Genomic DNA, 15,048 nt, shown 5'->3' with positions numbered 1-15,048 from the left:
TGCTAACCCGATGCACCAGCAGTGCAAGTAGGTACTTGAAGGGGGCTTTAAGCAGAAAACACACTGCAGCTTATTTTCCCAGCTGAAGCCCGGGTTGAATCTCGTTTCCCGCTAAAAACGCTGCGGCTGCAACACGCTTGCTGCCTGCTTTTTGCAGCTCGGTAATACGGAGCGATCCTTTGCCGCAGGCTACCAGCAGCCCATCTTTATCTGCGGCAAGTACTGTTCCGGGGGGGCCGTTTTGCGGGCAAACAGTGGCTTGCCATATTTTCAGCGCCTGCCCTTCGAGCAGAGTCTGAGCCGAAGGAAAGGGGTTGAACGCACGGATCATCCGGTCAAGCTCGATCGCTGATTTGTGCCAGTCAATTTGTGATTCTTCTCTCTTTAGCTTGTCAGCGTAGGTGACACCAGCCTCGGGCTGCATCTGGCGTCTTTGCTGGAGCACGGGTAAATCTTCCAGGGCTTCAACAAGGGCTTTTGCGCCCTGGGCTGCCAGTTTGTCGTGCAGGCTTGCCGTGGTATCGCCCGCCTCGATTGCGGTGTGGTGGATGGACAACATATCACCCGTATCCAGGCCCGCATCCATTTGCATAATGGTAATGCCTGTCTCGGTGTCTCCGGCCAAAATGGCACGATGAATAGGGGCAGCGCCGCGCCAGCGGGGCAGGAGCGAGCCATGAATATTCAGGCAGCCCAGCTTGGGCAGATCAAGCACTGTCTGCGGCAAAATAATGCCATACGCAGCAACAATCATGATGTCGGCATTTATTACAGCCAGAGGGGCCTGCTGCTCTGGTGTGCGCAGTTTTTCTGGTTGATATACGCTGATTCCATGCTGCTCTGCCAGCACTTTGACCGGGGATGCTGTGAGCTTCATTCCGCGTCCTGCAGGCCGGTCAGGCTGTGTTAGGACCAGAGCAATTTCATGCCCTGCCGCAATCAGTGCTTGCAGAGCACAAGCAGCAAAATCCGGCGTACCGGCAAAGATTATTTTCATTTTTTGTATAAGCCACTGTGGGCTGCAAACCAGCTTGATATTTTTTTGGTAAAAATACCGTATATCAAGCTGGCTAGCGGCGATGAATTACATGGTTTTGCGCTGATTTTTTTTCAGTTTTTGTACGATGCGGCTCAGTTTTAGCTTGGAGAGTTTTTCTACAAAAACTTTACCATCCAGATGATCTAATTCATGCTGAATGCAGATGGCAAGTAAACCGTCGGCTGCCAGCTCAAAGGCCTGGCCTTTGCTATCAAAGGCACGGATACTAACCCGTTCGGCGCGCTCCACTTCTTCATAGATACCCGGAACAGAGAGGCAGCCTTCTTCCCACATGGTTTTTCCATCCATCATTGTGATTTCAGGATTAATCAGTGCTATTAGGCTATTTTTCTCTTCAGAGATATCGATCACAACAATGCGCTGGTGAATGTTCACCTGTGTGGCAGCCAAGCCGATGCCCGGAGCTGCATACATGGTTTCACTCATGTCGCAAACTAGCTGCTGTAAGCGATCATCGAATACAGTAACAGGCTTGGCAACGGTGTACAGCCTGTCGTCGGGGTAGTGCAAAATATTTAGAATGGCCATAGTTAGTCTGTGCAAGTAAGGGCGTTGATTGCTACAAGCAAATTTCTTGCATGTAGCTGTAAAATAGGCAGTAATTAAACAAACATGTTCCGAAAAACTGATGTAAGCACTCGGCTAACATCTTTTTCGGCGGAGAGAAATCGCCATCATGCGAAAAACAATTATATCGCTACTTTGGGTAGGCGTACTTTTATCTGGATCTGCAGTTGCAGATACTCTTGCCATGCAGGATAACGCGCCTGATCGTTATGTGGTGGTAAAAGGCGATACCCTCTGGGGTATTTCAGGTCATTTTTTGAAACAACCCTGGCGCTGGCCGGAAATCTGGCAGCTTAATAAAACAGATATCAAAAATCCACACTGGATTTATCCGGGAGATGTGGTTCTGCTGGATAAAAGTAGCGGCAAGCCGCGTCTGCGCTTGCTTAAAAACGAAAAATCGCCTGAATCTGTATCGGCTTCCGGTAAGGTTTCGCCGCGTATCCGTTCGACATCTTTAGCTGATGGTGCAACACCCAGCATCCCTTTATCAGCGATTGCTCCTTTTCTGGACAAACCTCTGGTTCTTGACAACGAAACCTTTGCAGCTGCTCCCCGGATTGCTGCCGGCCCGGATGAACGTGTGATTTTTGCCAGTGGTGATAAGGTTTATGCGGTAGGTCTGACGGGGGAGGTTGGGGATAACTGGCAGGTTTTCCGTGATGGTAAAAATCTGATTGATCCGGATGATCCTGAAAAAAAAACGGGTTATTGGCCACCAGGTTGAGTATCTGGGTGATGCCCGCTTAGACGTAGCCGGTGATGTTGCAACACTGAGCCTGGTTTCTTCAAAAGAAGAAATTCTGGTGGGTAGCCGTCTGATCCGCGCTAACGACGCACCTTTCATGAATTTTGTGCCGCATGTACCTGAAACACCAGTCAGTGGCCGTGTGATTTCATCCTATGGTGGTGTCGCCGAGGCTGGCCCTTTGACAACGGTGGTGATTAACCGCGGTTCTGATCATGGCATTGATGTGGGCAGTGTGTTGTTTAACTACAAGGCTGGCCGCCTGATTCGTAAGGAAAATCGTAACGAGCCTAATCGTTACACTCCGATAGAAAAAAACGGTAATTTGTTTATTTACCGCGTGTTCCCTATGTTTTCCTATGGCTTGGTGCTAGATAGCCTCCGAGCGGTGAACGTGGGCGACGAGGTGAAAGCGCCTTGATGAGCGAGGATGAAGTGCGGCTTTGGCTGCGCTTCACCACCGTTGTCAAAGTGGGGCCAAGAAAGCAGATTGCTCTTTTGACCCGCTTTAAAACGCCCGAAGCGGCGCTGGCAGCCCATCCGGATGAGCTGGCTGAAGTACTGAGCCCGTCCACCTTAAAAGCCTGGCTGGCCGTAGCTGATATTGAAGAAACAGTTCAGCAAACACTGGCCTGGCAGGCAGAAGAAGGTAATCGTCTTCTGTGCCTTGGCGACACTGATTATCCGGCCAGTCTTTTGGATTTGCCCGATGCGCCGGCACTTTTGTATGTAAAAGGGCGTGCAGATCTGTTATCCGCGCCTGCACTTGCCATTGTGGGCAGCCGTAGCGCCACTCCTCAGGGGCTGGATAATGCAAGGGAATTTGCACAATGCTTTAGCGGGGCGGGGCTTACCGTTGTGAGTGGCCTTGCTGCTGGGATTGATGCTGCAGCGCATCAGGGTGCACTTGCTGCGGCTGCATCAACGATTGCCGTTGTAGGCACGGGTCTTGATCGGGTCTATCCGGCAAGTAATCGTGAATTGGCACACCAGATTGCTTGTGATGGTGTTATTTTTTCCGAGTTAGCCTTAGGCAGTCCTCCCAAAGCAGAGCATTTTCCTCGACGCAACCGGATGATTGCGGCTTTGGGCCTGGGCTGCCTGGTGGTGGAAGCCACGGTGGGGAGCGGCTCCTTGATAACTGCGAAACAGGCCGCAGATATAGGAAGGGAAGTTTTTGCTATTCCCGGCTCCATTCACTCACCACAGGCCCGTGGTTGCCATCAGCTGATCAAGCAGGGAGCCAAGCTGGTTGAGTCAGCTGATGATGTATTATCCGAGCTTGCCTGGACGAGTTCCGTGCAAGTATCAGGCAAGCAAAAGGCATCAAAAAGCAGCCCGTTTTTACAAGATATGGGTTTTGATCCCGTCGATATTGAAACATTGTCACAACGTAGCGGCTTGACGACAGACAGGCTATCCGCGATGCTGTTGACCTTGGAGCTTGAAGGTTGCATTGTCGCCCTGCCCGGTAGTCGCTATCAGCGGATTGCCTGAGTAGGGCGTAAGTATTTGCCGAGCCCCTTTTAGGATGCTTGCTTGTTCCTCCCGATTTCCTGCTATATCCATAGAGCTGATTGCTTCGGATATGTATGCAAAATGTTGTGAGATGCGCTGCCAGTAGTAAGGAAGGTGCTTTGTTTTTGTCAGACATTCTTTTGTAAAACAAGAGGTTGCTGCCATTTACGAATAATCCGCCTGCTGTTGAGTCAGTCCCTTAATTTTATAAATAAACGTGCCGGGGACCCATGCCCGCAAATCTATTGATTGTCGAATCGCCATCCAAGGCGAAAACGCTGCTTAAATATCTTGGTAAGGATTTCCAGATCCTTGCTTCCTATGGTCACGTCCGTGGTTTGGTCAGAAAGGATGGCTCGGTAGACACCGAGAATGACTTTAAAATGAAGTATCAGGTCATCGAGCGAAATAAAAAACACGTCGATGCACTGGTGGCTGCTGTGAAAGACGCTACTAATATCTTTCTGGCAACTGACCCGGACCGCGAAGGTGAAGCAATTTCCTGGCATATCATGGAAATTTTACGTTCTAAAAAGTTGCTGACGGCGAGTCGCACTTTTAAGCGCGTGGTGTTCCATGAAATTACCGAAACTGCCGTGCTTAATGCCGTGGCAAACCCGCGGGATATTGATAGCGATCTGGTGAATGCCCAGCAGGCACGCAGTGCGCTGGATTATCTGGTTGGCTTTAATCTGTCACCACTGCTTTGGCGTAAGGTGCGCTCCGGCCTATCGGCTGGCCGCGTGCAAAGCCCCGCACTGCGTTTGATTTGTGAGCGTGAGATTGAGATTCGTGCGTTTAACTCGCAAGAATACTGGTCAGTTCACCTCGATACCCATCAAGGCCGCAGCAAGTTTGGTGCAAAGCTTACTCAGTGGCAGGGTAAGAAACTAGAGCAATTCGATATTCCGGATGCCGGTACGCAGGAGCGCATTCTTGATGCGCTTAGCGGCCAGAGTGCCGAGATTCAATCGGTAGACAAGAAAAAGAAATCGCGTAGTGCAGCCGCTCCCTTTACAACCTCTACCTTGCAACAGGAAGCGGTTCGTAAGCTGGGAATGACCACTGACCGCGCCATGCGCACGGCTCAGCAGCTGTATGAAGGGATGAGCATCGGCGGCGAAACCGTCGGTTTGATTACCTATATGCGTACTGACTCGGTGGCTTTAGCTAATGATGCGCTGGATGAAATCCGCGCGTACATTGGCGAAAAATTCGAGAAAGAATACCTGCCGGGTTCACCGGTTATTTTCAAAAATAAAGCCAAAAATGCTCAGGAAGCGCACGAAGCGATTCGTCCGACTTCGATTTATCGCTCACCGGATGCGGTAAAAGCCTATTTAACGGCTGATCAGTTCAAACTTTATCAAATGATTTGGAAGCGCACTCTCGCCAGCCAGATTGCTGCAGCTAAATTTGATACCGTTGCGGTTGATATTGCTGTTGGCCCGGATGCGATTTTCCGCGCTACCGGCCAAACCCTGGTGTTCCCCGGCTTTATTGCCGTTTACCAGGAAGATACCGATGATGAAGAGGAAGAAGACGAAGCACGTCTGCCTGTGCTCAATGTTGGCGATAAGTTGCCGGTAGACAAGCTTTCCGGCGAGCAGCACTTTACCCAGCCGCCGCCGCGCTTTACTGAAGCATCTTTGGTTAAATCGCTGGAAGAGTTTGGTATTGGCCGCCCGTCTACCTATGCATCGACGATTAAAACGCTCAAAGATCGCGAGTATGTGATCCTCGATAAAAAGCGTTTTACCCCGACCGATACCGGCGAAGTGGTCAATAAATTTCTGACTGAGCATTTTACCCAGTACGTGGATTACAACTTTACCGCCAAGCTGGAAGATAAGCTTGACGAGATTTCTACCGGTAAGCGTGATTGGATTCCGGTGCTGGCAGATTTCTGGAAAGGCTTTCATAAGCAATGTGAAGAAAAAGCCGGCTTATCGCGTAAAGAAGTCACCCAGGAAGAAATGGACGAAGATTGTCCGAAATGTGGTGTGGCAAAGCTTGCGATCCGCTTAGGTAAACGGGGCCGCTTTATTGGCTGCACCACTTATCCGGAATGCGATTACACCCGCAATCTGGGGGATGACGCCGATACTGCGCCTACCGAGCCGGAAGTTGTGCCTGATCGAACCTGCCCGAAGTGTGAATCGGTATTGCATATCAAGGTGGGGCGTTACGGTAAGTTTATTGGTTGCTCGGCCTACCCGAAATGTAAGCATATCGAGCCACTCGAAAAGCCGCGTGATACCGGTGTTGAGTGTCCTGAATGCAAAAAAGGCAGCCTGATCGAAAGAAAAAGCCGCTACGGCAAGCTCTTTTATTCGTGCAATACTTACCCGGATTGCAAATATGCTACTTGGAATCCGCCGGTTGCCGAGTGTTGCCCGCAGTGCAAATGGCCGGTGATGACAATCAAAGTGACCAAGCGCCGTGGCACGGAGAAAGTGTGTCCGCAAAAAGAATGTGGCTATGTTGAAGTGATTGAAGGCCCTGCGCCCAAAGCTGAAAAAGCCGAGGCTGAGTAAGGTATTACGGGTGAGCCTGATGCTCACCCGTAATACCTTTGTGGGGCGGAAATAATTCGCAATGCTTGGTTTCAGAGTGTCCCTGTCAGTCTTTGGGAACTCTTCAAAAGAGGTTTGCCGTGCAGTGCAATGAGCTATCTGACCCTGACTTCGAACTTCGGAGCGAACTTGGGCTGTTGCAAACTTATTTTGAAGCTTTTGACAGCACGGTTGCGGCTTTGCTTGATACTGGCAAGGAAAATGTGCTGGATGCTTTGCAGATTCTGGCTAAAGCCTCAAAAAGTAGTGCTGCCTGCCTCTACTTAAATACGCCCGATAATCAGGTGGCGCACCTGACCTTTGCCTGGCGGGACTCCGGTACCCGCCTTGCCGATTTCACCCCAGACCCTTGCCGCTCTCTCGACTATGATGGCTATCCGCTGCTGGCAAATACGCTGGCTGTTGGCATGATGCTGAGTAAATCCCTTTTAGAATTGCCCATTGCCGAACAAATGCTGATGACACAAATTGGTGTGCGTCAGCTTTTGTGTATTCCCATGCTTGAAAAAGGTGAGCCATTTGGTTTTCTGTGTTTTTTAAATGATACGGAAATTCAGCGTAATCACAGTGAGTTACGGCTTCTGGCTATGCTCAGTAACCATGTAGCGCAAGCAATGGTTAAAAAACGGGTAGAGCAAGAGCTGTTGTGTAATCAGCAGCGTTTACGCGCCCTGGTTGGCGTTTTGCAAGATATGGTGTTTGAGTGCAATCAGCAAAGCGTAATTGTCAGTGTCTGGTCCGGTCATCCTGATTTACCTTCTGCGGAGCTATTGCAGGGGCGGCCAATTATCAGTGTGCTGCCTTACGAGCTGGCTTTCGAGCTGGTGCACTATTTGCCGCGTATTTTGCAAAATGAAGAAAGCGCTCAATTTAACTGCACGGTACAAACGGTTAATGGCCCGGTCTATTTACTGGTGCGGCTGCAGCCTGTACAAGCACCGAGCGGGCAAAATCATGCTGTGGCACTGATACACGATGTCACCGCGCTGACGCTGGAAGACGCACAGCGCAAAACGATGCTCGATACGCTTAATCTGCTTGAAGAAGCCGTGATTGATCTGGCATCAACCGGTGAGCTGGCACGCACTACGCCAGCCTGGGCAAAACTGCGTGGCCTGGATTTGCGTGAAATGGCAAAAGACCTGGGTCAGCCATTATTCACATGGGTGCACCCTAGTGATGGTTTTGTGATGGTGGAGGCCTTGTCAAAAATACTGAAAACCACCGAGCCGGTGTGCCAGCGTTTTAGATTGGTTCGGGCCAGTGGTGATTATCTGTGGGTAGAGGCCCGCCTGATTGCTCATCGCACCCCCGATGGTTTGTTATCCGCGATTCGCGGTGTGCTGCGCGATGTGACCGTTAGCCATTTAAATGAGCAGCATATTACCCAGCTGGCGCTTTACGACACGCTGACCAAGTTGCCTAACCGCCTGATGCTCGATAGTGAGATTCATAGCGCGATCGACAGAGCCCGTATTCAAAACACTAAAGTTGCGCTTGGTTTTATCGATCTGGATCACTTTAAGCAGATTAATGACGCATTCGGTCATCAGGTTGGTGATGAATTGCTGGTAAATGTGGCGCGGCAACTGGAAAGTGTTTTACGTGAAAATGATGTCATCGCCCGCTGGGGCGGGGATGAGTTTGTTGTTTTAATTCCAGATTTAACTGATTTAAATGTGATGCGGGAGCTGTCCGGGCGCCTGAAAAATGCAGCCAGAAAGGGAGTCACCATTAATGGCATGGAGACCCAGCCGACTATTTCGCTGGGCTTTGCGGTGTTTCCGGATAACGCAGAATCGGGCGAAGAGCTGCTGTCTGCGGCCGATCACACCATGTATCACGCCAAGCATACCGGGCGTAATAATGTCTGTTTTTATAGCGATATTGTGCACTTAAAAGCGCTGGGCCGTGAGCATGTTGCCATTCAATCCCGCCTTTCAACGGCAATCCGCAATCAGCGTTTGCAAGTGTTTTACCAGCCGGTGGTAGATTCCCGAAGTGGTGAAGTATTAATGATAGAGGCTTTGGCACGCTGGCAGGACGAGCAAAGCGGCTGGATTAGCCCTGAATTATTTATCCCGATGGCAGAAAAAGTCGGCCTGATTCAAGAGTTGTCCGAGCTTGTGATCGGGCACAGTTTTGCAAAGCTGCGTGAATGGCGTGATGCGGGCCTGAAACAGAAGCTGATGATTAATATCTCGCGCAGCCAGCTGTTTCAGCCGCAGTTTGTGGCGCAGCTCAATGAAAAACTGATGCAGCACCACTTAAGGGCTGAAGATGTGGTGCTGGAAATTACCGAATCGGTTGCGTTAACCGATTACTCACGCCAGCTGCGTCATTTACGCCAGCTTAATGCTTCCGGCTTTGAAATTGCCATTGATGATTTTGGCACTGGTTATTCATCGCTCTCCCAGCTGCATGAAATGCCCGCACAAATCCTCAAAGTAGACGTCTCCTTTGCCCTGCGCCTGCATACCGAAGACGGCCGCCGCATTATGCAGGCCATCGTACAACTTGGCCTGGGGCTGGGCTTAGAGATTATTGTGGAAGGCGTAGAAAACCTAGAAACCGCCCGCTTTTTGCAAGGCCTGGGCGTGCAACGCATGCAGGGCTTTTACTTTAGCGAGCCCGTGCCCAGCGGCGTGGCCGAGCTGTGGATGAGATTGGGGCTACAGGCGAAGGTTTAGCTATTGCGGTTTTAAATTGAAGATCCCTTTGCAAAAAAAGCCGTCTCTTTGACTTAAGAGACGGCTTTTTATTAGCATAGTCGCCTGGGCCCCCCTGTGTCAGGATAGTTGAGATACTCCCTTTTCAGGGATTCCAACTTATCCAGGGGGCTGGTTACTGATCATGTCGCGTATTCCCAAGGCTCGTAAAGATGCCATTTTAAGCAAAATGCTTGCTCCTTACCCGGTCAGCATCCGGCAGTTGGCATTGCAAGAAAACCTCTCCGAAGCCACGCTGTACAATTGGCGAAATCAACTTCGCCAGGAAGGTCGCCCCGTGCCAGAACACCATCGCAGCAGTGAAAACTGGTCTGCTCAAACCCGCTTTGCCGTGGTCGTTGAAACCATTGCCATGTCAGAAATCGAGCTGAGTGAATATTGTCGTGCCAAGGGTTTATTCCCGGAGCAAGTGAAACAATGGCGCGATCTCTCCATTCAGGCCCAGGGCCAGGCTGAAGTCAGCACGCCGGAGCAGGCGCAGGAAAACAAAACGCTGCGTAAGCAAAACAAGCAGCTGGAGCGGGAAATTTTGCGTAAAGATAAGGCACTGGCGGAGGCGGCCGCATTGCTGATTCTGCAAAAAAAGGTGCGCGCCCTTTGGGGCGAACCAGAGGAAGACTGACATCACTGGATCAACGGGAACGGCTTACCGCGTGGATCAGACAGGTGTGTCATGCCGGTGCGAGCTTATATCGCGCTTGCGAAACCATCGGTATTTCGGTGCATAGCTGGTATCGCTGGCAAGCGGCTGGTAAGGTAACCGCGGATCAGCGGCCCTTGGCCAAACGGAACAATCCATCGAACAAGCTGAGTGAAACAGAGCGTCAGGCGATTTTATCGGTGTGCAACAGCCCGCGTTTTAATAGCGTTCCGCCCAGCCAGATCGTCCCCATTCTGAGCGATGAAGGCCGCTATTTGGCTTCTGAATCAACGATGTACCGCGTACTGCGGCAAGCCAATCAGCTTCAGCACCGCGGCCGTGCCGCCAAGGCGGTACGCAAAGCCAAACCAACCAGCTTCACCGCCACCGGCCCGAATCAAGTCTGGATGTGGGATATCACCTGGTTACCGGGACCGATAAAAGGCGAGTATTACAAGCTGTATATGATTGAAGATCTGTTCAGCCGCTATCCGGTGGGCTGGGAAGTGCATGCGGAAGAAACAGGGGAATTAGCGGCCGAATTATTGCAACGCAGCGTGCTGGCCCAGCGTTGCAGTATGAATCCACTGGTATTGCATTCAGATAATGGTGCGCCGATGAAAAGCTATACCCTGAAAGCCAAGCTGGAGATGCCGGGGATCGCCTCTTCATTTAGCCGTCCCCGCGTCAGCAATGACAACCCCTATGCGGAATCATTGTTTCGCACGCTGAAATACTGGCCCGCCTGGCCGCATAAAGGCTTTGCCAGTCTGGATGAAGCAAGGCAATGGGTAAGGCGCTTTGTGGATTGGTACAGCCATACGCACCGGCACAGCGGCATTCAATTCGTCACCCCGTCGCAACGGCATCAAGGGCAGGACAAAGCGCTGTTAGAAAAGCGCCATGCGGTTTACCAAACCGCCCGCTTGGCGCGGCCGGAACGGTGGCGCAACACGACCCGGAACTGGAGCTGGCAAAACGAAGTGCAACTGAACCCGGACCGGGCCATTGAGCCTAAAACAAGCGAGGAATTACAGGCAGCTTAAATCGTAAAAACATCTCAACTACTTTGACAATTGCCGTGGGCTGAAATTTTATCAGTCCAACAATTTAATTGAACGTGATGTGTTGGGCTGGTGAAACTAGCCCAAGCTACAATGCTGAATTTGCTGTGGTCCGACCCTGTTTTTACGTACAGAAGTTTTAGCTTAAAAAGGCGGGTCTGTGAATAGAGTATCTACCGAACGGGAAGCAATTTTTTTACTTCATTAAAAAAATCAAGGGCAGTGGATAATTGAGTATGCTGCTTTTCATCTACCCCGTCTGGATCAAAATGCATCACCTCATTCCTAATTAATCTAATCTCTTCAAGTGTATCAATAAAAACTTTCCTACTAATCTGAACATGAAAATGAGAGCTCCAATCGTTTTGATTTTCCAATAACCTTTTATATTCGCCAAATGTTAAATCATCAACACTTTTAATCTCTCTTAATTCATCTGCAGGGTCTTTAGCACTTTTTATTTTTTCAATTGAGTAGTATGTTTCAATAATTAATCTCAATATGGCTTCTATTTGGCCTATTTTTATAAATGCCTCACTTAATTCTTTAAATTGTTCGCTTAAATCAAACGGAGTTACTATCCCTGAGATTGTTTTGTCTGATTTCTTTACTAAAACATAATCACTAACAAGAAATTTTCCAAATACATCAAATAATGAATCCTCATACCCAACTTCAGTATGTTTTTCCATGCATTCACTCACATGTTTCGGAAATTGAGTGCCTTTTAATTGTGCAGAAACAATCGAGCGCCAGCTGACAACCCCTTTGACCTCTCGGTCAGATTGCATAACAGGCAATTGACTGAAGTTGTACTTCAACATTAATGTCGTAGCTTCTAACAGCTCATTATCAGGCTTGACAGATATAGGTTTTATATTTGCGGCCTCTAATCGACCAACTGTTAATATATGATCATTTCTATTAACAGTTACTTTACTTTGGCGAGCATCATTTTCTAGACTATTGAATGTTTCACTTGGAATTGTTGTTAAAACGCCTTGTGTTTTAGTTGCTGCAGGATCTACAACTAGACTTATCTTACCGATCTCAACATCCGCACTAATATGACTATTTCTAAAATCAGGTTTAGAAATTAAATTCAACTCATTAAGAATTCTATCAATTTCAATCTCAGCTCCACCACGCCTTCTTTGGTATCCTGCCCAATCAACTAGATTTTTCACCTTTACTGTAAAGGAATCGCCTTCAGATTCCACAAGACGTTCAAGCTCAAATTTAAGTTTATTTTCCCTAACGCTTCCAGTGATATTTTCATTTATATCTGGTGCATTTTGAGATTCAACTTGAATAGAATCGTTTTCAATTTTTATATCAGTGCTGCAATTAGAAGTCATTTTTTAACACCAAAAAAAGCATATTGAAGTGTGCCCTTTTGTAAGCTAGCTGTCTAGAAAATTAATCAATCCCAAGACCGTAAGATGCATGATTTTGTAGGGTGCAATAAGTCTGATGTTTTTCCAGACGCATTGCACCATCTTGCTCGATTTCACAAGATGTAATTCGGCGTTCTCATTTAGCAATTTAGCGACCGTGACCTTCACCCAATCTGGGTTTGGCAAACACGGCGCAATGCCTACGGCTTCAGACTTATTACACCCTAAGTTTTTGCTATGAAATGGACTTAAGCAAATGCTTGTTTGGGCGCAAAACCATGGCCTAAGGCAACAACTCCACCATCACCTGCCTGCTGTCACTTCTGCCCTGATCGTCCACCACGCTAAGCTGGTGCCAGCCGCCCGCCTGTGGCCGCCATGCGATGCCGTTGGTTTTGGCGTTGCCCAGATATATCTGATTATCAAACCAGTAAAGCTGCTCGCTGCTGGCTGCGGCTTGCAGGGCAATGGTTTCTTCGGGTTTGGATAGACGCAGGGTGTAGCTTAGGCCGCTCAAGGGCGAGCTGATTTTGGGCGCTTCGCCAAGGCTGGCCATGCCGCTGCAATCGATATGCGGCGGCGTGCGGCGGGGGACACCTGCTTCTTTAAATAGCCTTGCCATATCGCTGCTCCAGAATTCAAACACTTCTGTTTTTGTATAGGCAGGATCGTAAGGCGGGCAGACGGCGAGGCCGCTGCGGGTATCAATGTGTACCGGCTGATGCAGGGTGCTGACGCGGATCGGGGATTTGCCGGGGATAAACCAGGTGCTGCTTTGCTGCGGGCAATAAGCATTGGGTAAATCGCCACTGGCGGTGCAGATATTGATGCGTTTCAGCCCCATAGGCGTGCTGCGGGGCAGTGGTTTATCGGCGGGTTTTGCAAGGGCCAGTGCATCGCTGATGCGAAAAAACAGCGGCGCTGCGGCTTCCAGGCCGATGAGGGCCGGATTGCCTTGTCCATCAAAATTGCCTAGCCAGACCACCAGCACATAGGGGCCAACCACGCCTGCTGTCCAGGCATCGCGAAAGCCCCAAGAGGTGCCGGTTTTAAATGCCACCGGCCAGGCATTGCTGCCGCCATCGGGCCGAGGATTTTTGCTCAGCATATCCAGCGCCAGCCAGCTGGCTTCGGGGCTTAGCAAGACTTCGCCGCGGGGCTTAGGACTGTCTTTCAGGTAGCGCAGCGGCTTTAAGCGGCCATCATTCATCAGCATGGTGTAAAGCCCTGCCAGCTCGACCATGCTGACTTCTCCGCCGCCCAGCACCAGCGCCAGCCCGTAGTGATTCTCCGATTTCAGCCTGGCTATCCCTGCCAGTCGTAAAAAATCGTAAAAGCTGGGGTTTTTAAGCTGGCTGGCCAGCCACACGGCGGGGATATTGCGGCTTTTGATCAGCGCTTCGGTGGCGCTAAGCGGGCCAACAAAGCGCCCGTCGAAGTTTTCCGGCTGATAGGGGCCAAAGGCACTGGGCGTGTCGCGCAAAATACTCTGCGGGTGTATCACGCCCTGATCCAGCCCCAGCGCGTAAATGAACGGCTTTAAGGTGGAGCCCGGGGAGCGTTTGGCTTCGGTGCCATTCACTTGCCCAGCAATGCTGGCGTTGAAATAATCCGCCGAGCCGACCAAAGCGCGTACCGATTGATCGCGTGTATCGACCAGCATGGCGCTGGCGTTCACAATGCCGCGCGTGCTGCTTTGCGCCAGGTACTGGCGGATTTGTTTTTCCAGCAGGGTTTGTAGTTGCAAATCAAGCGTGGTGTTCAGCGTGCTTTGCTCTGGCTTATCGGCCAGCCTTTGCTCAACCCAGTGCGGCGCACGAAACGGCAGCTGCTCAAGGCGCCTTACCGGCAGCGGCAGGGTCATCAGGCGGATTTGCTGTGGGCTAACGGTGTAGCGTTGTTGCCAGCGCTGCCACAGCCGCTGGCGGGCATCGGTAAGCGATGCGCCGCTGCCCAAACGCTGATTAGGCTGCTGCGGAATCACCGCCAGCGTAAGGCTTTCCGGCAGGGTAAGTGCTTTGGCGGGCTTGCCAAAGTAGCTAAGGCTGGCCGCTGCCGCGCCTTCAATATTTCTGCCGTAGGGGGCGAGGTTTAAATAGGCTTCTAAAATATCGTGCTTGCTATAACGCGCTTCCAGCCATAGCGCCTGGCCAATTTGCCTGAGCTTGCCGCTGGGGCTTTTGGTATTGAGCCGATATTTAAGCCGCGCCAATTGCATGGTCAGCGTAGAAGCACCTTGCCTGGCCCCGCCGCCATAAGTGGCCGTGATGGCGCGAAGCAGCGAGATGGGGTTAATGCCGGGATGGTAGTAAAACCAGCGGTCTTCCTGCAATTTAAGCGCGTCTATTAGCGTGGGGGAAAAATCTTCCAGCGGCAACCACAGGCGGTAGCGCTGATCGGGGGCAAGGGTGAGCCGTAGCAACTTGCCATCTTGCGCCAGCACCGCCGTCGACCCCGCAACAGCCAGCGATTCATGCGGCCACAGGCGTATCAACACCAGCGGGCTGAGGATCAGCAGGGCAAGGATGAAGCGTTTGAAGAGGCGATGTTTCAACAAGCGGGGATTCCTGCTTTAAAAACCTAAGGTTTGTAGATCTTATGATGCAAAGCCAAAAAGGCCTTTTTAGTGCCTTTGGCACGTTGATTTAGGAGCGGTAGCCACCGCGGGGCCGCCATTCGAAGGGCTGAATGCATGGTTTAAAATTTGGTTTTTTTCCGTGTGCTCTGTGTTCTCGGCACCCTTTGTGTC

Annotated in this window: 10 protein-coding genes; 6 read left to right on the top strand and 4 right to left on the bottom strand. The window is 50.5% G+C overall.

Going from position 1 to position 15,048, the window contains the following annotated elements; all coding sequences use genetic code 11:
- Positions 1 to 70 precede the first annotated feature (70 nt).
- The gene (gene fmt / locus EJO50_RS10790) at positions 71 to 997 is read right to left on the bottom strand and encodes a methionyl-tRNA formyltransferase (RefSeq protein WP_125974073.1); all 927 of its coding nucleotides are present in this window, start codon (positions 995 to 997) and stop codon (positions 71 to 73) included.
- 87 nt (positions 998 to 1,084) lie between these two features.
- Positions 1,085 to 1,588 carry a peptide deformylase gene (def, locus tag EJO50_RS10785; RefSeq protein WP_125974071.1) on the bottom strand — a complete coding sequence of 168 codons (504 nt, stop codon included), beginning with the start codon at positions 1,586 to 1,588 and terminating at the stop codon, positions 1,085 to 1,087.
- 148 nt (positions 1,589 to 1,736) lie between these two features.
- Here def and EJO50_RS10780 point away from each other — a divergent pair, with 148 nt between their 5' ends.
- From EJO50_RS10780 to EJO50_RS10755, 6 genes are all read left to right on the top strand, one after another.
- Entirely contained in the window at positions 1,737 to 2,354 is a 618-nt protein-coding gene (locus tag EJO50_RS10780; protein WP_125974069.1) for a LysM peptidoglycan-binding domain-containing protein, read from the top strand.
- Positions 2,314 to 2,796, top strand: a complete 483-nt coding sequence (locus tag EJO50_RS10775; protein WP_125974066.1) for a hypothetical protein — start codon at positions 2,314 to 2,316, stop codon at positions 2,794 to 2,796. The genes EJO50_RS10780 and EJO50_RS10775 overlap by 41 nt, the downstream gene beginning before the upstream one ends.
- Positions 2,796 to 3,872, top strand: a complete 1,077-nt coding sequence (gene dprA, locus EJO50_RS10770) for a DNA-processing protein DprA (RefSeq protein ID WP_125974064.1) — start codon at positions 2,796 to 2,798, stop codon at positions 3,870 to 3,872. Before EJO50_RS10775 ends, dprA begins: the two co-directional genes overlap by 1 nt.
- Before the next feature lie 251 nt (positions 3,873 to 4,123).
- Entirely contained in the window at positions 4,124 to 6,430 is a 2,307-nt protein-coding gene (gene topA, locus EJO50_RS10765; RefSeq protein ID WP_125974062.1) for a type I DNA topoisomerase, read from the top strand.
- Positions 6,431 to 6,549: 119 nt separating this feature from the next.
- On the top strand, positions 6,550 to 9,159 hold the full coding sequence (locus tag EJO50_RS10760; RefSeq protein ID WP_125974060.1) for an EAL domain-containing protein: 2,610 nt from the start codon (positions 6,550 to 6,552) through the stop codon (positions 9,157 to 9,159).
- 163 nt (positions 9,160 to 9,322) lie between these two features.
- Positions 9,323 to 10,884, top strand: a protein-coding gene (locus tag EJO50_RS10755; protein WP_373280513.1) for an IS3 family transposase whose coding sequence is annotated in 2 segments (ribosomal slippage) — positions 9,323 to 9,794 and positions 9,794 to 10,884 — 1,563 coding nt in all. Because the reading frame shifts where the segments join, the coding sequence is not laid out codon by codon here.
- 191 nt (positions 10,885 to 11,075) lie between these two features.
- Here EJO50_RS10755 and EJO50_RS10750 read toward each other — a convergent pair.
- Together EJO50_RS10750 and pbpC are read right to left on the bottom strand one after the other, a co-directional pair.
- A complete protein-coding gene (locus EJO50_RS10750) occupies positions 11,076 to 12,260 on the bottom strand; it encodes a CBS domain-containing anti-phage protein (RefSeq protein WP_125974058.1) in 1,185 nt (394 codons plus the stop codon).
- A 322-nt stretch (positions 12,261 to 12,582) separates the two neighbouring features.
- Positions 12,583 to 14,853 carry a penicillin-binding protein 1C gene (gene pbpC / locus EJO50_RS10745; RefSeq protein ID WP_206434377.1) on the bottom strand — a complete coding sequence of 757 codons (2,271 nt, stop codon included), beginning with the start codon at positions 14,851 to 14,853 and terminating at the stop codon, positions 12,583 to 12,585.
- Between the last annotated feature and the right edge of the window lie 195 nt (positions 14,854 to 15,048).

Origin of the sequence: Iodobacter ciconiae (assembly GCF_003952345.1) — a bacterium.
GTDB classification, from domain to species: Bacteria; Pseudomonadota; Gammaproteobacteria; order Burkholderiales; family Chitinibacteraceae; genus Iodobacter; species Iodobacter ciconiae.
Note: the sequence above shows the minus strand (reverse complement) of the source record. Positions and strands in the feature narration are given on the sequence as shown.